This is a genomic window from Pseudomonas sp. 06C 126 (assembly GCF_001855215.1).
Classification (GTDB): domain Bacteria; phylum Pseudomonadota; class Gammaproteobacteria; order Pseudomonadales; family Pseudomonadaceae; genus Aquipseudomonas; species Aquipseudomonas proteolytica.
Genome location: NZ_MIFU01000103.1, coordinates 1 through 19,946 on the forward strand (window position 1 = coordinate 1; position 19,946 = coordinate 19,946).

The 19,946-nt window shown below is 61.5% G+C and carries 15 protein-coding genes; 8 read left to right on the top strand and 7 right to left on the bottom strand.

Annotated features, from left to right (window positions below):
- Positions 1–187: 187 nt before the first annotated feature.
- Positions 188–2,476: a 5-methyltetrahydropteroyltriglutamate--homocysteine S-methyltransferase gene (gene metE / locus BHC62_RS20180; protein ID WP_070995915.1), complete on the bottom strand. Its 2,289-nt coding sequence runs from the start codon at positions 2,474–2,476 to the stop codon at positions 188–190.
- A 95-nt stretch (positions 2,477–2,571) separates the two neighbouring features.
- A complete protein-coding gene (locus BHC62_RS20185; RefSeq protein WP_143007564.1) occupies positions 2,572–3,357 on the bottom strand; it encodes a M12 family metallopeptidase in 786 nt (261 codons plus the stop codon).
- 403 nt (positions 3,358–3,760) lie between these two features.
- On the opposite strand from BHC62_RS20185, the gene BHC62_RS20190 reads away from it, so the two are divergent.
- From BHC62_RS20190 to BHC62_RS20210, 5 genes are all read left to right on the top strand, one after another.
- Positions 3,761–4,858: a carboxynorspermidine decarboxylase gene (locus BHC62_RS20190; protein WP_070995917.1), complete on the top strand. Its 1,098-nt coding sequence runs from the start codon at positions 3,761–3,763 to the stop codon at positions 4,856–4,858.
- A 29-nt stretch (positions 4,859–4,887) separates the two neighbouring features.
- Positions 4,888–6,132: a saccharopine dehydrogenase family protein gene (locus BHC62_RS20195; RefSeq protein ID WP_029292938.1), complete on the top strand. Its 1,245-nt coding sequence runs from the start codon at positions 4,888–4,890 to the stop codon at positions 6,130–6,132.
- A 315-nt stretch (positions 6,133–6,447) separates the two neighbouring features.
- Complete coding sequence (locus tag BHC62_RS20200) at positions 6,448–6,954, top strand: sigma-70 family RNA polymerase sigma factor (RefSeq protein ID WP_029292941.1); 507 nt, start codon at positions 6,448–6,450, stop codon at positions 6,952–6,954.
- Positions 6,951–7,910, top strand: a complete 960-nt coding sequence (locus BHC62_RS20205; protein ID WP_070995918.1) for a FecR domain-containing protein — start codon at positions 6,951–6,953, stop codon at positions 7,908–7,910. Before BHC62_RS20200 ends, BHC62_RS20205 begins: the two co-directional genes overlap by 4 nt.
- A gap of 101 nt (positions 7,911–8,011) precedes the next feature.
- Positions 8,012–10,456 (top strand): TonB-dependent receptor, encoded by a 2,445-nt coding sequence (locus BHC62_RS20210; protein ID WP_070995919.1) that lies wholly within the window; start codon positions 8,012–8,014, stop codon positions 10,454–10,456.
- Positions 10,457–10,519: 63 nt separating this feature from the next.
- Here the strand turns inward: BHC62_RS20210 and BHC62_RS20215 are convergent, their stop codons facing one another.
- Together BHC62_RS20215 and BHC62_RS20220 are read right to left on the bottom strand one after the other, a co-directional pair.
- Complete coding sequence (locus tag BHC62_RS20215; RefSeq protein ID WP_029292948.1) at positions 10,520–11,704, bottom strand: sugar transporter; 1,185 nt, start codon at positions 11,702–11,704, stop codon at positions 10,520–10,522.
- 87 nt (positions 11,705–11,791) lie between these two features.
- The gene (locus BHC62_RS20220) at positions 11,792–12,790 is read right to left on the bottom strand and encodes a bile acid:sodium symporter family protein (protein ID WP_029292950.1); all 999 of its coding nucleotides are present in this window, start codon (positions 12,788–12,790) and stop codon (positions 11,792–11,794) included.
- An 85-nt stretch (positions 12,791–12,875) separates the two neighbouring features.
- On the opposite strand from BHC62_RS20220, the gene BHC62_RS20225 reads away from it, so the two are divergent.
- Entirely contained in the window at positions 12,876–13,664 is a 789-nt protein-coding gene (locus tag BHC62_RS20225) for a helix-turn-helix domain-containing protein (protein WP_029292952.1), read from the top strand.
- Positions 13,665–13,818: 154 nt separating this feature from the next.
- Here BHC62_RS20225 and BHC62_RS20230 read toward each other — a convergent pair whose 3' ends face one another.
- Positions 13,819–14,847: a LacI family DNA-binding transcriptional regulator gene (locus tag BHC62_RS20230; RefSeq protein WP_070995920.1), complete on the bottom strand. Its 1,029-nt coding sequence runs from the start codon at positions 14,845–14,847 to the stop codon at positions 13,819–13,821.
- 212 nt (positions 14,848–15,059) lie between these two features.
- Between BHC62_RS20230 and BHC62_RS20235 the strand changes: the two genes are divergently transcribed.
- Positions 15,060–16,391: an MFS transporter gene (locus BHC62_RS20235; protein WP_029292957.1), complete on the top strand. Its 1,332-nt coding sequence runs from the start codon at positions 15,060–15,062 to the stop codon at positions 16,389–16,391.
- Between the two features lie 13 nt (positions 16,392–16,404).
- Positions 16,405–17,772, top strand: coding sequence for an amidase (locus BHC62_RS20240; RefSeq protein WP_070995921.1), 1,368 nt, complete (start codon positions 16,405–16,407; stop codon positions 17,770–17,772).
- Between the two features lie 296 nt (positions 17,773–18,068).
- Here the strand turns inward: BHC62_RS20240 and BHC62_RS20245 are convergent, their stop codons facing one another.
- Together BHC62_RS20245 and BHC62_RS20250 are read right to left on the bottom strand one after the other, a co-directional pair.
- Complete coding sequence (locus tag BHC62_RS20245) at positions 18,069–19,304, bottom strand: Zn-dependent hydrolase (protein ID WP_071610050.1); 1,236 nt, start codon at positions 19,302–19,304, stop codon at positions 18,069–18,071.
- Positions 19,301–19,792 (bottom strand): L-2-amino-thiazoline-4-carboxylic acid hydrolase, encoded by a 492-nt coding sequence (locus BHC62_RS20250; RefSeq protein WP_029292963.1) that lies wholly within the window; start codon positions 19,790–19,792, stop codon positions 19,301–19,303. Before BHC62_RS20250 ends, BHC62_RS20245 begins: the two co-directional genes overlap by 4 nt.
- Positions 19,793–19,946 lie beyond the last annotated feature (154 nt).

Sequence of the window (19,946 nt, forward strand, 5' to 3'; positions counted from 1 at the left end):
CCGCTTTCGCGGGCAAGCCCGCTCCCACAGGGGGGCTTTGTTGGGCATAGAGTTTTGTGCCACACCACCATCAAATGTGGGAGCTGGCTTGCCTGCGATGGCGGTGCAACTGCCACCAAGGAGGGTGACTGAACCACCGCTTTCGCGAGCAAGCCCGCTCCCACAGAGGGGTTGGGGTTAGCTGCTGCTATGCCAGTTCGGCGCGCAGTTGCCGCGCAGCGGCGACCATATGAATCAGCGCCGCCTCCGTCTCTGGCCAGGCGCGGGTCTTCAGGCCGCAGTCGGGGTTGACCCACAGTCGTTCGGCCGGGATGCGCTGGGCAGCCTTGCGCAGCAGGTTGGCCATTTCCGAGGCGTCCGGTACTCGTGGCGAGTGGATGTCGTAGACGCCCGGGCCAATGTCATTCGGGTAAGCGAAGGCTTCGAACGCGTCCAACAACTCCATATCCGAACGCGAAGTCTCGATGGTAATCACATCGGCATCCATCGCCGCGATGGACTCGATCACGTCGTTGAATTCGCTGTAGCACATATGGGTATGGATCTGGGTTTCATCCCGTACTCCAGAGGCGCACAGGCGGAAGACTTCGGTCGCCCAGTCCAGGTAGTGTTGCCACTGCGCCCGGCGCAGGGGCAAGCCTTCGCGGAACGCCGCTTCATCAATCTGAACGATCTTGATACCCGCCGCTTCCAGGTCCAGCACTTCGTCACGAATCGCCAACGCCAGTTGCCGGGCCTGCACTTCGCGGCTCACGTCCTCCCGGGGGAATGACCACATCAGCATGGTCACAGGGCCAGTCAGCATGCCTTTCATCACCTTGTCGGTCAGGCCTTGAGCGTAGCGGATCCACTCCACCGTCATGGCTTTCGGACGGCTCAGGTCGCCGAAGATCACTGCTGGTTTCACACAGCGCGAACCGTAGCTTTGCACCCAGCCAAAGCGGGTGAACACATAGCCATCCAGTTGCTCGGCAAAATATTCCACCATGTCGTTACGTTCGGCCTCACCGTGCACCAGCACGTCCAGGCCGAGGTTTTCCTGCACTTCAACGGCGTGTTTGATCTCGCTGTGCATCGCTTCGACATATTCAGCCTCGCTCAACTTGCCGGCCTTGAACGACTGGCGCGCCAGGCGGATCGACGCGGTCTGCGGGAACGAGCCAATGGTGGTGGTCGGAAACAACGGCAGGTCGAGGCCGGCGCGCTGCTTGGCGATACGCTGGGCAAACAGCGAATGACGCTGACTGTCCTTGGCGGTGATGGCCGCAACACGCGCTTGTACAGCCGGTTTGTGGATCCGTGGCGAAGCCGCACGCGCTGCCTGCACGGCACGGCTTTGGGCCAAGGCCGCCACGACGTTCGCGGCTTCTGGCTGGTTGATAGCCTGGGCCAGCACGGCCACTTCTGCGCACTTCTGCACGGCGAAGGCCAGCCAGCTCTTCAGCTCGGCATCAAGCTTGTCTTCACGCCCCAGGTCAACCGGGCTATGCAGCAACGAGCAGGACGGCGCGACCCACAAGCGGTCACCCAGGCGTTCATGGGCATGTCGCAAGGTGGCCAGGGCATTTTCCAGGTCGCAGCGCCAGACGTTACGCCCGTTGACTACGCCTAGGGACAGCACCTTATAAGCCGGCAGGCGATCGAGAATCGTCGGGTACTGTTCAGGTGCACGCACCAGGTCAATGTGCAGACCATCGACCGGCAAGTTGGCCGCCAGGCCGAGGTTCTCTTCCAGGCCGCCAAAGTAAGTGGCCACCAGTTTCTTCAGGGGGTCACGCTGGATCAGGTTGTAGGCGCGCTCAAACGCATTTTTCCAGTCCTGGGGCAAATCGAGCACCAGGATCGGCTCATCAATCTGCACCCACTCCACGCCCAGGTCCGCCAGGCGCTGGAAGATCTGGCCGTACAGCGGCAGCAAGCGGTCGAGCAGGTCGAGCTTGTCGAAGTCCGCGCCCTTGGCCTTGCCCAGCCACAGGTAAGTCAGCGGCCCGATCACTACCGGCTTGACGGTGTGCCCCAAGTCGCGGGCTTCTTTGACTTCGTCGAACAGTTGATCCCAGCCCAGATGGAACTGCTGGTCAGCGCTGAATTCGGGCACCAGGTAGTGGTAGTTGGTATCGAACCACTTGGTCATTTCCTGGGCGTGGGCCCCGCCGCAGCAACTGTCGCTGACACCACGGGCCATGGCAAACAGGGTGTGCAAGGTGGCATGGCCGTCGGCCGGGCGAAAACGCTCGGGGATCACCCCGAACATCAGTGAGTGCGTCAGCACCTGGTCGTACCAGGCAAAATCGCCGGCGGGCAACAACTCGATGCCGGCCTGTTTCTGCAGGTCCCAGTGGCTCTTGCGCAACTCACGGCCGACAGCGCGCAGGCCGGCTTCGTCCAGTTCGCCCTTCCAAAACGCTTCCTGCGCTTTTTTCAGTTCACGATCGCGTCCAATGCGCGGAAATCCAAGGGAATGAGCGACTGCCATGACAAAAAACTCCAATGTGTGGGTATGGGAGCTATTGTCGGTAGCGCGGCATCATGAGACAAACTCGTTTTATTGCAGATGATCAAGAATTTTGCTCATGATCGAGGTGCCGTTGTCGGGTGCGCGAAACGAAAGTCCCACCAATTGGATGAGGTCGGCTTTTTCTCGACCACGGGTGGATAGAGCGAGCGGGCAAATTTGATGTCGCCTTCGGATAGCTCGTTGTTGTCCTGGATGGCGTTTCCATCGTTGAGCCAAGATGAAGAGAAGCCATAATGCATGACGGACTTACGATCATAATCAGACGAAATAACATCTGAATCCAATAGCTCAAAATTCAGTTTTACTTCCTCCGCCCCTCCTTTATCTACATAGGCCTTGTTAATTTCCGACCAATTAATATCTAAATCACGGTTTTTGTGTTGGTGTTCATGTTGCAGACCCAAAGCATGACCGAACTCATGCAGCACCGTACCGGCGTTGAAATCATTGAGCCCGCCCTTGAAGCCAATAACCATTGTCGGCTTTTCGGCCGGTGCCCGCAGCGCCCGGGTGCCTATGTGTGAACTTCCGCCTTCAAGCCCATTATCTGCAGCAATCCTGATATCTGCGTCGGGATCACTGGTGAACTCAAAACTCAAATTGACATGAGGAGCCCATTTGTTGATGTGGGTCTTTGTAAATTCTTCTTGCTCTTTGGTCATGCCCGTCATGGAAATTCTTATTATTGACTGTTGCGGCCATAACGTACTTTTAGTGGCAACCCCACGTTTGTTTCTGGAAAGTGCGGATGCATCCATGTTGCCCGTTGTATCGGGGCTATCGTTGGGTGTGTAGCACGGTAGAAAAGCACTTGAATGAGCATTCGGATTAATTGTCACAGTAACGACTCCTTGAGCAGATACATTTTCTGTTAACCGGTGTAGGTGTTAAGGAGTGGAGTTGACTGCGCTGCAGGTTCCAGCGGTGTTGTTGCAGAGGTTTTCGGGTGAACATCGCGAGTGGCGCTCATGATCAAACATGCATCTGGCAACCAAACCACTGCCTCTCCCCTGCCCGCCGGACGGGCAGCGACCGAAGGTTGCAGACACCAGGGCAGATGGCCCGCCACCAACGTGCGCTGCCGGCCGCCATCGCCGGCAAGCCGGCTCCTACAAAAGGGCGACGGGGCTGGCGTATCAATGGCGTCAACCTGCAAATTCCGCTGACTAACCTTTCGATCCTGACGAAGTGCGGGCACAATGCCTGTCCTTTTTTGGCAGGCTCCGCCACAGGCTCTGAAAAATGATCAAAACCCCGTATTACCTCATCGACAAACAGAAACTTCTGACCAACATGCAGAAGATCGCCTACGTGCGCGAGCAGTCCGGCGCCAAGGCACTGCTGGCACTCAAGTGCTTTGCCACCTGGTCGGTGTTCGATCTGATGCAGGAATACATGGACGGCACCACGTCCTCGTCGCTGTATGAGCTCAAGCTCGGTCGCCAGAAGTTCGAAGGTGAAGCCCACGCCTATAGCGTGGCCTGGGCCGACGACGAGATCGAGGAGATGCTCGACAACTGCGACAAGATCATCTTCAACTCCATCAGCCAGCTGCAGCGCTTTGCCGAGCGCAGCGAGGGCAAGACCCGTGGCCTGCGCGTCAACCCGCAAGTGAGCAGCTCCGACTACCTGCTGGCCGACCCGGCGCGCCCCTTCAGCCGCCTGGGCGAGTGGGACCCGGTGAAGATCGAAGGCGTGATCGAGCAGATCTCGGGCTTCATGTTCCACAACAACTGTGAGAACGGTGATTTCGAACTGTTCGACAAGATGCTGGGCACCATCGAAGAACGCTTCGGCGCGCTGCTGCACAAGGTCAACTGGGTCAGCCTCGGCGGTGGCATCCACTTTACCGGTGAAGGCTACGCAATCGATGCATTCTGCCAACGCCTCAAGGCCTTCTCGCAGAAGTACGACGTGCAGGTGTACCTGGAACCCGGCGAAGCGGCGATCACCAACAGCGCTTCCCTGGAAGTCACCGTGCTCGACACCCTCTACAACGGCAAAAACCTCGCCGTGGTCGACAGCTCCATCGAAGCCCACTTGCTGGACCTGCTGATCTATCGCCTCAACGCCAAGCTGGCGCCAAGCACCGGCGAGCACACGTACATGGTGTGCGGCAAGTCGTGCCTGGCCGGGGACATCTTCGGCGAATACCAATTTGATCAGCCGCTGGCCATCGGCGATCGACTGTCGTTCATCGACACGGCAGGCTACACCATGGTCAAGAAAAACTGGTTCAACGGCCTGAAAATGCCGTCCATCGTAGTGAAACAACTCGACGGTACAGTCGAAGTGGTTCGTGAATTTGGTTACGACGACTACCTGTCCAGCCTTTCGTAAAGCGGACAGATAAAGGAGAGATAAAGCAATTGAAAAAGAACGTTCTTATCATTGGTGCAGGAGGTGTCGCCAAGGTGGTGGCCCACAAGTGCGCGCAGCACAACGACGAACTCGGTCGGATTGCTATCGCGTCGCGCAACATCTCCAAATGCCAGGCCATCATCGACAGCGTCAAGGCCAAGGGCAGCCTCAAGGTACCCGCCCAGATCCAGGCCTTTGCGCTGAACGCTTTGGACGTGGAAGCGACCAAGGCACTGATCCGCGAAACCCAATCGCAGATCGTCATCAACGTCGGCTCCGCCTTCCTCAACATGTCGGTACTGCGTGCCTGCATCGATACCGGCGTGGCTTACCTGGACACCGCCATCCACGAAGAGCCGGGCAAGGTCTGCGAGACCCCGCCGTGGTACGGCAACTACGAGTGGAACCACCTGGAGGAATGCAAGCAGAAGAACATCACTGCGATCCTCGGCGTGGGTTTTGACCCAGGTGTGGTCAACGCCTATGCGGCGCTGGCGCAACAACAGCATTTTGACCGCATTGATTCGATCGATATTCTCGACGTCAATGCCGGCAGCCACGGCAAATATTTCGCCACCAATTTCGACCCGGAAATCAACTTCCGCGAATTCACCGGACAGGTGTGGAGCTGGCAGAACAGCCAGTGGACCAGCAACACCATGTTCGAAGTCAAACGTACCGACGACCTGCCGGTAGTCGGTTCGCAGAACCTGTACCTGACCGGCCACGATGAAGTGCACTCGTTGTCGAAAAACCTCGACGTGCCCAACGTGCGGTTCTGGATGAGCTTCGGCGAACACTACATCAATGTGTTCACCGTACTGAAAAACCTCGGCCTGCTCTCCGAGAAGCCGGTCACCACCGCCGAAGGCCTGGAAGTGGTGCCATTGAAACTGGTCAAGGCCGTGCTGCCTGATCCGTCTTCCCTGGCACCGGGCTACACCGGCAAGACCTGCATTGGCGACCTGGTCAAGGGCACCAAGGATGGCCAGCCGCGCGAGCTGTTCATCTATAACGTGGCCTGCCACGAAGAAGCCTATGCCGAAACCGACAGCCAGGGCATTTCCTACACCGCCGGCGTGCCGCCTGTAGCCGCAGCGCTGCTGGTAGCCCGTGGCGAGTGGGACGTGCAACGCATGGCCAACGTCGAAGAACTGCCAGCCGAGCCGTTCCTCAAGGCGCTGGACGTGATGGGCCTGCCGACCCGTATCAAGGACGAGAAAGGCGACCGCGCCTGGGATGCTATCGCCTGATAGCGTCTTGTTCCCAAGATCACTCCCACATCCTGTGGGAGTGATCAAAAAGTATCCCCCAGATCGTTGCAAGGGCAGATATCAAGGCTGCCAGTGCCTAAGCTATCGCAGCACCTTCCAGCACCGTTATGCCCTGTAGGAGCGAGCTTGCTCGCGAAAAACCTGAGAGCACCGCGTTTACCCCGCCAACACCCTTTATCGGTGACGTCTTTCCCAAGCAAACCCGTTCGTACAATTACGGATTGTTGCAGCCGTACTCACACAAACGGTAGTATTGAGAACGATTCACAATACCACCCTTGAGAAAGTCGACCCGTGCAGTCACCTCCAATCCGCAAGCTGGGCTTCTTTTTCAATGACCATCACCGGTGGTTGCTGCAACATATCCAGCATCGCGTGCGTAATCACGCCGATGCCGAGGACACCGCCGCCGATACGTTCTGCCAGATGCTCGCCGCGCGGGTCGACCCCGACAGCATCGAGCAACCCCGGGCCTATCTCTCGACCATTGCGCGTCGGCTGATCTTTGATCGTTACCGCCGCAGTCGCCTGGAAACCGCCTATCTGGAGCGGCTCGCCGCGACCCCCGAGGCGCTGGCGCCCTCCCCCGAAGACCAACTGCAACTGATCCAGGCCCTGGTGGCAATTGACCGCGCCCTCGATGGCCTGCCGCTGATCGTCAAGGCCACCTTCCTTTATAGCCAACTCGACGGCATGAGCTACGTGGCGATTGCGCGCAAGCTGCAATTGTCTGAGCGCACCGTGAGCCGCTATATGAAACAAGCCCTGCGCCAATGCTACCTGGCCGAGATGGCCCCATGAGCAAGGCCCGCCTGGACCCAATCAGCGAGCAGGCCATTGACTGGATGGTGCGTCTGCGCGCGGGCAAACCGGATGCGTTGCTGCAGGAACGGTTCAACGCCTGGTTGGGCATGGACCCGGCCCACGCCCAAGCCTGGGCCCGCTTGCAGGAGCGCTTGGGCGGATCGTGGAACACCTTGCGCAGCCTCGATAAACGCCTGCCCGGCGAAGCTCGGCAAGTGCTGTTGCAACCCCAGGGTTCACGCCGCGAAGTGCTGCGCGCCATCACGGGCCTGGGCCTGCTGGGTGGCGGCCTGTGGCTGGCGGCGCGCAGCCCGCTGGGTGACGACCTGCTGGCCGACCTGCACACCGCGCGCGGTCAGCGCCAGACCTTCACCCTGCTGGACGGCAGCCGCCTGACCCTGAACGCAGACAGCGCCGTCGACCTGCAATTCGACCAGCACCAGCGCTTGATCATCCTGCGGCACGGCGAACTGGTGATTCAGGTGGCGGCCGACCCCCAGCGGCCGCTGCGCGTGCGCAGCGCCCAGGGCAGTGTCCAAGCGTTGGGCACGCGCTTCCTCGTGTCCCAGGAGCCAGACGCCACGCGGGTGGTGGTGCTGGAGCATTCGGTCCAGGCGACGCTGCACAACGGCATCCAGCACACCGTGCAGCAAGGCCAATCGGTGCTGCTCCACGCCAACCGCATCGAACCGCTGGCCGGCAACCAGAGCTACCGCGCCGACTGGCTCGCCGGGCACCTGAACGTGCTGGACGACTCCCTGGAACAGGTGGTTAGCGCCCTGCGCCCCTACAGCCGTGGTTTTGTGCGCGTCGACCCGCAGGTACGCGACCTGCGCGTGCAGGGCGTATTCCCCCTCAACGACCCGCACCGGGCCTTCGATGCGCTGGCCGAAACCCTGCCGATCCGGGTGGATCACTACAGCCCGTGGCTGACCCTGATTCGTGCAAGGTAACCCGGGCAAAACTTTTTTATGCAAATCACTCTTATTTGTGTCCGGTTTTCATTTCTCGGCCCACCTATCTCCTGACACGTCCACACCTTCAGGAGAATGCTGTGCTCAACCCTTGGCCCCATGCCCTTTCCGTCGCCGTTGCCCTGGCAACCCTGGCGAGCCCTGCCCTGGTACAGGCCCAAAGCCTGTCTTTCAATTTGCCGGCCGGCCCGCTGGCCCAAACGCTGAACGCCATTGCCAGCCAGAGCGGGCGTATTGTGTCCCTGGACCCGGTGTTGGTGCAGGGCAAGCAGGCCCAGGCGGTGATCGGCCAGATGCCGGCCGAACAGGCCATGGACCGTGCGTTGGCGGGCAGCGGCTTGCAGTTGCGGGTGACCGGGCAAGGCAATTTCAGCGTCGAGCCTGCCGCCGACAGCGGCGCCGCGCTGCAACTGGGCGTGACATCCATTGCCGCCCACAGCATCGACCCCACCATCACTGAAGATTCCGGCTCCTACGCCGCACGGGCCGTGACTATCGGCAAGGGCACCCACACCCTCAAGGAAATCCCCCAGTCGATCACGGTGATGACCCGCAAACAAATGGATGACCAGGGCCTGGTCGACCTCAAGGACGCCGTCAACCAGACCACTGGCCTGGTGGGTGTGCAAGGCGTGGGCAAAGGCATGATCATCACCTCCCGCGGCTTCCAGATCGACGACTGGCAGTACGACGGCGTGCCGATCCCGCGCAATACCTATGCCCTGGGCAACTGGGCCACCCAGGACCTGATCTTCTTCGACCGCCTGGAAGTGCTGCGCGGCGCCTCCGGCCTGCTACAGGGCACCGGCAGCCCGGGTGGCGCGATCAACCTGGTGCGCAAGCGCGGGCAAGCGGCACCCACCGTCGCCCTCACCGCCAAGGCCGGCAGTTGGGACCACTACGGCCTGCAGCTGGACGCCGGCGGCCCGCTGAACCAGAGCGGCACGGTCCGTGGGCGGATGGTGGCGGACGAAGACCAGAGCGACTCCTTCATCGACTACGAATGGAGCAAGACCCACTCGTTGTACGGCGCCCTGGACTTCGACCTGCAGGAAGACACCACCCTGGGGCTGGCCGTCAGCCGCACCAATGCCGAATCGCGTCCGATGCTGCGCGGCCTGCCACGCTATGCCACCGGCAAGTCGATCGACCTGTCACGTTCGACCTTCACCGGTTCACGCTGGAACCACTCGCAGATCGACGTCACCACCCTGTATGCCGACGTGGAGCACCGCTTCAACGACGACTGGAAGCTCAAGGTCGGCGCGGTACGCATGCATGAAGAAAACACCTCCACCCACCAGCGCGTACAGACCAACAACGAAGGCATCGAAGCCGACGGCGCCGGCGTGTCATATGCCGACTGGTACACCGATTTCGATGGCACCAAGATCGGCCTCGACACCCACCTCACCGGGCGTTTCGAGGCGCTGTCCATGGCGCAGGAAATCACCCTGGGCGGCAACTACTCCAAGTACACCACCAACGACGTCATCGCCCGGACGTTCAATGACAGCACCGATAACATCTTCGACATCAATAACCACCGCCCCGAAGTCACCTACGAAAGCCTGATGAACACCCCTGGCGGCCGCGCAACACCGAGCAAGTACGACATCCGCCAAAAAGGCCTGTATGGCAGCTGGCGCGTCAAGCCGATCGACCCGTTGACCCTGGTACTTGGCGCCCGTGTCAGTTGGTATGACTACAGCTACACCTCCTCGGGCATCACGGCGGTGACCCACGCCACCATCGTCAACAAACCCAGCACCACCAACGAAACCGGCGAAGTCACGCCCTACGCCGGGATCGTCTACGACCTGAGCCGCGAGTGGGCGGTGTACGCCAGCTACACCGACGTGTTCGAGCCACAGACCCCGCGCGACCTCAGCGGTGCGGTGGTCAAGCCAGTGATTGGCAGCAACTACGAAATCGGCCTCAAGGGCGAGTTGATGGATGGCCGGGTCAACACCTCCCTGGCGTTGTTCCGCTATGACCAGGAAAACCGCGCGATCACCGACTACTCCCTGGGCGAAATCTGCGGCGGCACTTACTGCGCAACGAGTTCCGGCAAGGTGCGCAGCCAAGGCCTGGAAGCAGAAATCAGCGGCGAAGTGCTGAGCGGCCTGCAACTGTTTGCCGGCTATACCTACAACACCACCAAGTACCTCGAAGATCGCGACAACAAAGGCCGAGTGTTCAGCCAATGGACACCCAAGCACATGTTGCGGGTATGGAGCGACTACCAGTTCAGCGGCGACTGGAGCAAGGTCAGCGCCGGGTTGGGCTTCACCACCCAGAGCCATACCCTGGGCTACGAGTACACCTATGACGTGGCGGGCTACACGGTGTGGAATGCGCGCCTGGCCTATCAGCTGACGCCGGAGGTAGGGCTGGCGATGAATGCCAACAACCTGTTCGACAAGACCTACTACGCGTCCGGGTACAACCAGCTCAATGGCAACAACTTCTATGGTGATCCGCGCAATGTGATGTTCAGTGTCAAATACACGCCGCAGTTCTGAAGGGTTGGCCGTGGTGTCCCTTGCGCACGCCACGGCCGGCGGCTCCTGCGCACGCCGTTCGCGTTACTCGCTTGATCCACCCTGGCCGAACCGATAAATCGACAGGCAGTACAGCCCCAGCGCCGCCACCGCCAGCAAGCCCCCGGCCGCGCCGATCCAGGCAAAGCCGAAATGCCCGCCTACCCAACTGCCGAGCAACGCCCCGCCACCAATCCCGATGTTGTAGATCCCGGAGAACATGGCCATCGCCACGTCAGTTGCATCCGGCGCCAGCACCAGCACTTTGGACTGCAACGCCAAGCCAAAGGCCATGATCGCCATGCCCCAGAACACGCTCAACACCACCAGGTACGACACATCGCCACTCAACGGCAGAAGCAGCCCCAGGCACAGGGCCAATACCGCCACCGCCACCAGCAGAAAGCGGTAAGGATTGAATCGGTGCAGCACACTGAACAGCAACGAGCCAATGATCCCCGCCCCGCCAAACACCAACAGCACCAGGGTCACGGCATTGCCGCCCAGGCCGGCGACGCGCTCCACAAAGGGCTCGATATAGCTGTAGGCGGTGAACTGCGCGGTGACCACCATCGCCGTCAACACATACAACGCCACCAGCGCCGGGCGCTTGAACAGCAGCGGCAGGCTACGCAGGGAACCGGAGTTCTGGCTCGGCAACAACGGCAAGGTGCGCGCCAGCCAGAACACCAGCGCGGCGGCAAACCCGGCAATCACTATGAATGTGGTGCGCCAGCCCATGGCTTCGCCCAGCAGGCGCCCCAGGGGGATCCCCAGAACCATTGCCAACGAAGTTCCCGTGGCCAACAGCCCCAAGGCCTGGACCTGCTTGCCCGGCGGCGCCAGACGCACCGCCAGCGACGCGGTGATCGACCAGAACAGCGCATGGGACAAGGCAATGCCGATACGGCTGACCATCAACAAGCCAAAACTGTTGGCCATACTGGAAAGAAGATGGCTGGCGATAAACAGGCCGAACAGCACAATCAGCAACTTGCGCCGCTCGACGTTGCGCGTCAGCAACATCACCGGCAGCGACGTCAATGACACCACCCAGGCATAGATGGTCAGCATCAGACCGACCTTGGGGATCGGCATGTCGAAGCTGGCGCCAATGGCGCTGAGCAAACCGACCGGGACGAATTCAGTGGTGTTGAACACAAAGGCGGCCAGCGCCAGGGCGATGACCGGTTGCCAGTTGGCGGCGGGTGTAGCGGTGCTAGTACTCATCGACAGGTCGTTTTACTCTGTTGCGCGCTGATCCTGACGGCCCGATGCCAGCCCTTGAGCAGCGCGGAAAAATAGTAACACGATGGTTCAGGGATCGACTTGCGCCATGATCTCGGGAATGGACTCCGGGCGATTGGCATAGCGCTGGGCCAGCACCGCACAGACCATCAACTGGATCTGGTGGAACAGCATCAGCGGCAGGATCAACACGCCCATGGTGCTGCCGGCAAACAGTACCTGCGCCATCGGCACGCCCGTGGCCAGGCTCTTTTTCGAGCCGCAGAACAGGATGGTGATGCGGTCTTCCTGATTGAACCCAAAGGCCTTGCCCAACAGCGCGGACGCCACCAGCACCAGCGCCAGCAAGACGCAGCAGGCCACAAGCAAACCGGCCAATTCCCACAATGGAATCTGATGCCAGATGCCTTCATTGACCGCTTCGCTGAACGCACCGTAGACCACCAGCAGGATCGACCCCTGATCGACGAACTTCAGCCAGTTCTTGTTACGCCCCACCCACTCGCCGATCCAGCGTCGGGCGATCTGCCCGGCGATAAACGGCAGCAGCAGTTGCACGCTGATCTTGAGAATCGCATCTACGGTGGAGCCGCCGTCGCCATGCACATTGAGCAGCAGCGTCACCAGCAACGGCGTAAGGAAAATCCCGAACAGGCTGGACGCCGCCGCGCTGCAAATCGCCGCCGGGATATTGCCCCGCGCCAGCGACGTAAAAGCAATCGCCGACTGCACCGTGGCCGGCAGCGCACACAGATAAAGCATGCCCATGTACAAATCTTTGCCAATCATCGGCGACAGCAACGGCTTGAGGGCCAGACCCAGCAGCGGGAACAGCACGAAGGTCAGGCTGAACACCAACAGGTGCAAACGCCAGTGCCCGGCACCGGCGATGATGGCCTGGCGTGACAGCTTGGCACCGTGCAGGAAAAACAACAGCGCGATGGCCAGGTTGGTCACCCAACCAAAGGCCACGGCAGCCTGGCCGCTGACGGGCAGCAAAGAGGCCAGGGCCACCGTGGCAATCAAGGTCAGGGTGAAGTTATCGGGTAAAAACCGGGGGCGAGTCATGGGCTGTTCTTTCCAGGGGTTGCCAGGGCGTCGTGCCGACTCTAACGTAACGGCTTGTTACCGACTAACGCCAATGAGCCAGTAAATGCCGCCAAAAGGACACGACAAGGCCGTTCGCCGTAGCATTCCCGGGCTCTCCAGCCTGCCACGCCCGGTGTATGGCCGTACCGAATCGCTGCCCAATCGCGCCCTGACCCGCCGCCATAGCCACCCGTGGGTGCAGTTGTCGTATGCAATCTCCGGAGTGCTGGAGATCCAGACCAGTGCCGGGCGCTTCGTGGCGCCGCCGCAACGGGCGGTCTGGATCCCGGCGGGTATGCCACATCGGGTGTTCAGCTCGCCGCACACCGAAATGCGCAGCCTGTACCTCGACTGCAGCGTGACCGCCTGGGCGGCGGAGCGCTGCCAGGTGCTGGCGGTGAGTGACTTGTTGCGCGAGTTGATCCGCCGCTTCAGCGAACTGCCGGTGGAATATGCCGAAGACGGCCCCGATGGGCGCCTGGCCCAAGTCCTGCTCGACCAACTCGCCGCCGCGCCGCAAGTGGACCTGATGCTGCCGCTGCCGCTGGACAGCCGGTTGCGCCAGATCTATCGCAGCCTGAGCCTGCACCCGGAACAGGCGACCACGCTGGGGCAGTGGAGCCAGCGCCTGGGGGTCAGCGAAAAAACCCTGAGCCGGTTGTTTGTGAGCGATACCGGCCTGACCTATCGCGCCTGGCGCCAGCGGCTGAGGCTGCTCGGCGCCCTCCCCGACCTGGAACGCGGCGAGCGGGTGACGGACGTGGCGCTGGGGTGTGGATATGAGTCGGTTTCGGCGTTTATCGCCGCGTTTCGACAACAGTTTGATACGACGCCCGGGGAGTTTTTTCGCTGACTGGATTGACCCGAGAGTTGGCCTCGCACAATCCCCTGTGGGAGCGGGCTTGCCCGCGATGATGGTGTGTCATTTGATAAATTCAGTGGCTGAAGCACCGCTATCGCGGGCAAGCCCGCCCCCACATTTTCCACCGCCGATGGCCAGCCCTCAGTCAGCGCAACAAAGACGAACTCGCCCGCACCTGTAACTGCGGCGCCACCATGATCGACTCGCACGCCTCGCCCTCGATGCGCTTGAGCAGCAGCTCAACCGCATGCCGGCCCATGTCTGCCAGGGGCAGGCGCACGCTGGTCAGGGGCACCATCAGTTCATTGGCCAGTGGTATGTCGTTGAAGCCCACCACGGCAATGTCCTTGCCCGGCATCAGGCCCTTGTCACGTGCGGCCCCCATCAAGCCGATGGCCAGGAAGTCATTGACCGCGAAAAACGCCTGTGGCCTTGGGCTGAGCCCCAACAGGTACTCGCCCTGGCGGTGCCCGGTAAGGCTGTCAAAAGGACCATTGAGCGTCCATTCCGGGCGCAGCGTAATGCCTTGCTCCCGGTAATAACGGGTAAACCCGCGCGTGCGATCAGCCCCGGTGGAGGCATGCCGTTCGCCCGCCAGAATGGCCACATCGCGACAGCCCAACTGGTACAAGTGCTCGGCCGCCAGCCAGCCGCCACGTTCATCGTCGCTGCACGCCGCCAGATGCCCGGCAATCTGGCGACTGACCAGCACGTAGGGAATGTGCTTGCGCGCCAGCAGTTCCAGGAGCGGCTGGCTTTCGCCGACATGTGAGTCGCCGACGATCAGCCCGGCCACCGAGCGGCGCAAGGCATGCTCGGCACGGGCCATCTGGCGGGGTTGCTGGTCGTCGGTATTGGAGACGAAGGTTAGGTAGCCGGCCTGTTCGGCCGCACTGTCGATGCTGTCGTAAATGGTCGCCATCACCAGGTCGGTGAGGCGCGGCATCAGCACACAGATTTCCTGGCTTTTGCGCAGTTTCAGGCTAGATGCCTGCGTGTTCGGCCGATAATCCAGCTCTTTTGCCAACTCCCGGATACGCGCCACCACTTCGGCAGACGCCGCGCGCTCGACCCCGGCCGGGTCGCCGTTGAGTACCCGGGACACCGTGGAGACATGCACGCCAAGTGCGGTCGCCATGGACTTCAAGGTGGCTGGACGAGATGGGCTCGGCATGTCTGAGGGGCTTCCGACTGTCTGATATTTAGCGCGCAGATTCTACCCGAACGGGCGTACCGCAGCCGCAGATAAATTTTTACCCAAACGTTTGACTAAAATTTTTTCCCACCTTACATTTCGCCTACCCAAACGTTTGGGCAACCAATAAAAATACGCCGGACGCGGCCGACTTTTTGACTTCTGCCATCATTTTGAAGAGTCAGATCCCTATGAACAGCCCCGCTATCCCGTCCTTCCGCTACCAGATTTTCTTCCTGATCATGCTCATGGCCTTGCTCAACTACATCGACCGTGGCGCGATTGCCTATGCGTCGGCGAGCATTCTTCCCGAGTACGGTTTCGACAAAGCCGACTGGGGCAACGTCCTGGGCTACTTCGGTTACGGCTACATCCTTGGGGCATTGGTCGGCGGCATTCTGGCCGACCGCTTTGGTGCCAAGCGCATCTGGCTGATCGCCGGTGGCACTTGGTCGGTCTTCGAAATCGCCACGGCATTTGCCGGCGACTTCGGCCTGGCGTTTCTCGGCGGCTCGGCCATGGCCGGTTTCGCCACGATCCGCGTGATGTTCGGCTTTGCCGAAGGTCCGGCCTACTCGGTGATCAACAAGAGCGTGGCCAACTGGGCCACGCCCAAGGAGCGCGGTTTTGTGGTCGCGGTCGGCCTCTTGAGTACCCCATTGGGCGCATTGCTCACCGCGCCTGTGGCTGTGGGCCTGCAAACCCTGACCGGCAGCTGGCGCAGCATGTTCGTGGTGTTGGGCGTGGTCAGCCTGGCGCTGCTGGTGTTTTTCATGACGCGCTTCACCAACACCCCGGATGAAAACCCGCGCGTGTCCAAGGCCGAACTCGACTTCCTGCGCAAAGAGCGCGCCGAAGCCGCCAATGCGTCGACGCCCACTACCAGCGTTGCGCCGCTCTGGCACTTCTTCAAGAACAAAGACCTGCTGTTCAACGCCGTCGGTTACTTCTCGTTTGTGTACGTGACATTCCTGCTGCTGACCTGGACCCCCAAATACCTGCAGGACGAGTTCCACTACAACCTGTCGTCGCTGTGGTACATGGGCATGATCCCGTGGACCGGCGCCTGCTTCACCGTGCTGCTGGGCGGCAAGATTTCGGACTTGCTGCTGCGCCGCACCGGCAACCTGAAAGTCGCCCGCAGCTGGCTGGCCGCGACCTGCCTGCTGCTGACAACCTTGTGTTTCATCATGGTTTCCCAAGCCCAGACCGTCTGGGGCGTGATTGCCCTGATGACGTTGGCCAATGCGCTTAATGCCCTGCCCAACTCCGTGTACTGGGCGGTGGTCATCGACACCGCGCCGTCCAATCGGGTGGGTGCCTACAGCGGCATGACGCACTTTATCGCCAACACCGCGTCGTTTATCGCCCCCATGCTGACCGGCTACCTGACCGTGCGTTACGGCTATTCATCGATGTTCGTGGCCGCCGCCGTGGCCACCGCGTTGGGCATGAGCGCAATGCTGATGGTGCGCCCGGGCGGGCGTCAGGTTGCCCCGTCCTCTCAACCCGCTGCTGTTTGATGGAGTTGCATTTATGAGCCTGGTGAAGCCTACCCACGCTGGATACTTTTTTGGTCAGTCGATCATCACGCTGGCCGCGCGCCTGCGTGCCGGCAGCGTGACCAGTGTCGAGTTGACGCAGGCCGCGCTGGACAGCATCGAACGCTTGAACCCGGCGTTGAATGCGTTCGTTCATGTTGATGCCGCCGTGGCTCTGGCCCAGGCCCGCAAGGCCGACGCGCTGTTTGCCCAAGGCCAGGACCTGGGCCCGCTGCAGGGCATGCCGATAGCGGTCAAAGACAACATCGACACGTTTGACTACATCACCACCTACGGTTCAGCGCACTTCGACCGTTTCAAACCCAACCACGATGCGCTTTGCGTGCAACGCGTACGCGAGGCCGGGGCGGTGATTATCGGCAAGACCTTGACCCATGAGTTCGCCTATGGCCCGACTGGCGACCGCTCACTGCAAGGCGCGGCACGCAACCCGTGGGATGCGCGCTGCATCACCGGCGGTTCCAGCGCCGGCAGTGCCGCGGCGGTGGCCAGCGGCATGGTGCCGCTGGCGCTGGGTACCGACACGGGCGGCTCGATCCGGATTCCGGCGGCCTTGTGCGGCACGGTCGGCTTCAAGCCCTCGTTTGCCAGCGTGCCGTTGGACGGGGTGTTCCCGCTCGCGTCCAGCCTCGACCACGTCGGCCCCATCGCCAACCACGTTGAAGATGCACGCCTGTTGTTCGAAGTGCTGGCAGGACGCGCTTGCCGGCCGGCGGCCACGCCTCGAGCGTTGCGCGTGGGCTGGATCACGTGCGCCAGCTTCGGCCCGGTGGATGCCGAGCTGCATCAGCAGGTCTACCAGGCGGCGCAACAGCTGTTTGGCGAAGCGCTGCAAGAGACTGACGCGCTGCAAAAAATCGCGGCAGGCATGAAGGACACCCTGCAGACCTTGCAACGTGCCGAAGCCTTTGCAGTACATGCCGAACGCATGCGCGATGCGCCGCACAAATTTGACCAGGAGGTACGCGAGCGCCTTGAGGTGTCGAGCGAGGTCAGAGGCTGGCAGTACATTCGCGCACAGGCCAGCCAGGCGCAGTACAAAGCGGCCATGGCGCGGTTGTTCGAAGACTATGACTTGCTGGTTTCACCCACTGTGCCGATTACCGCCACACAGGTGAACGCACGCCAAGTGCGCGTGGGCGAACAGGACATTGACGTACGCGCCGCCGTACTCAGCCATACCAGCGCCTGGAACCTCACCGGCCTGCCCTCGATCAGCCTGCCGGTGGGGCACGTGAGGGGCATGCCGGTGGGGTTGCAAGTGATAGGCGCGGCTGGCGCGGATGATCACTTGTTGCAGGTGATGAGCCAGCTGTTTGTGCCGATTACAGGTGGTGACTGAACTACCGCTTTCGCGGGCAAGCCCGCTCCCACAGGGGGGCTCGGTGTGGCGGGGAATTTTGTATACGCTGCAGAACGAAGGTGGGAGCTGGCTTGTGGCGAGCGGGCTTGCCCCGCGCTGGGCTGCGAAGCAGCCCCAATAAGCCGAATGCGTTGTACCAGATACACCGCAGCGGCTGGTTTTAGGGCTGCTCCGCAGCCCAACGCGGGCAAGCCCGCTCGCCACAGGGGAGTTCGTCAGTCTCTGAAAGTTGTGTAGATACCTATGGCTTTCGCGGGCAAGCCCGCTCCCATCCATCACTCACGCGACGAAGCCAGAATCGCCTGCAACAACACATCCGCCCCGGCCGTGGACCAGTGCGGGTAGATCTCTTCCGCCTCGTTATGACTCAAGCCATCCACACAAGGTACAAAGATCATCGCCGTCGGCGCGACCTGGTTCAGGTAGCAGGCGTCATGCCCCGCGCCGGAAATCATCCGCCGATGGCTGTAGCCCAGCGCTGCGGCCGCGGCCTGCACCACGTCTACGCAATCCTTGTCGAAGGCAATCGGCGCGTACTGGAAGATCTGCTTGACGCTGGCCTGCAGGCCAATCCCCTCGGCAATCCGCGCCACGGCTTCGTGCAGTTGCTGGTCCTGCACGCCCAGCACCGTCTCATCGGGATGGCGGAACTCAACACTGAAAAACACCCGCCCCGGCACCACATTGCGCGAGTTGGGGAAGATGTTGGCCATGCCCACCGTCGCCCGCCCTTCGGCGCCTTGGGCCAGGCCGATCTGGTTGACCGCCTCCACCACCCGGGCAAAGCCCAGCAGTGCATCCAGGCGGTGATCCATTGGCGTGGTGCCGGCATGGGCGCTGCGGCCGCTCAGCTCGACTTCATACCAACGCTGGCCCTGGGCCCCGGTGACCACGCCGATGGTCAGGTCCTGGGCTTCAAGGATCGGGCCTTGCTCGATATGCAGCTCATACGCCGCATGCACCGCCTGCCCTCCCACCGGATGCGGGCCGGCGTAGCCGATCTGTTGCAACGCCTGGCCGATGGTCACGCCGGCCTTGTCTTCGCGGGACAAACCGTATTCCAGGTCGAACACCCCCGCGTACACCCCTGAAGAAATCATCGCCGGGGCAAAACGCGAGCCTTCTTCGTTGGTCCAGTTGACCACCTCGATCGGTCGATCAGTCTCGATGCCCAGGTCGTTCAAGGTGCGCAGCACTTCCAGGCCGGCCAGCACGCCGTAGATGCCATCGAACTTGCCGCCCGCTGGCTGCGAGTCGCCGTGGGAGCCGGTCAGCACTGGGGCCAGATGGTCGAGGCGGCCGGCGCGACGGGCGAAGATGTTGCCCATGGCGTCCACACGAATGCTGCACCCGGCCGCTGTGCACCAGGCCACGAACAGGTCACGCCCGCGCCGGTCTTCGTCGGTCAGCGCCAGGCGCGAGACACCACCCTTGGGCGTGCCGCCGATCTGCGCCATTTCCATCAGCGAGTCCCACAGGCGCTCACCGTTGACCCGCGCCAGGGCACTCACGAGCGCGGCTCCTGGGGCTTGGCGTGGTAGCGGAAGTCACAGCTTGGCGCGCCGCCCATGATGGTCTGGGTGCGCGTCAATTCGATATTCGGGTTGTAGCCGACGATAAACAGCTCGTCGCGGTTGCACGACAACAGGTGGCCGATCTCGCCCAGGCCCATTTCGTGGTACATCTCGGCATAGCGGCAACGCTTGACGTCGTAATCGTAGTGCTCGGCATCGCTGGCGATGATTTCGACTTTCAGCGCGTCGTCCTTTTCCCACAGCACTTGCAGCTCAACGAAGCTCTTGAGGTCGGCGCCCTGCTCTTCCTGGGCGGCAAAGTGCTTGCCGGCCTGGATCGCGGCGTTGCCCACCGCTTCGCCAATCACCGCGGCGGCAAAGGCCTTGCCCTGCTCGCGCACGAGGATTTCGTAGATCGGTTTGATGATCTCAGCCTCGATGCGCCGGCGGGCCAGGATGCCCAGTTCACCTTCAAGTTTGCTCATGGTGTGCCTCATTCAAAATGGCTGCGAAGATCCAATGTGGGTGCTGCCAAATGTGGGAGCTGTCTCGCCCGGCGAGGCTGCGATGCAGACACCACGGTGTCGCAGATACACCGCGGTGATCCCATCGCAGCCTCGCCGGGCGAGACAACTCCTA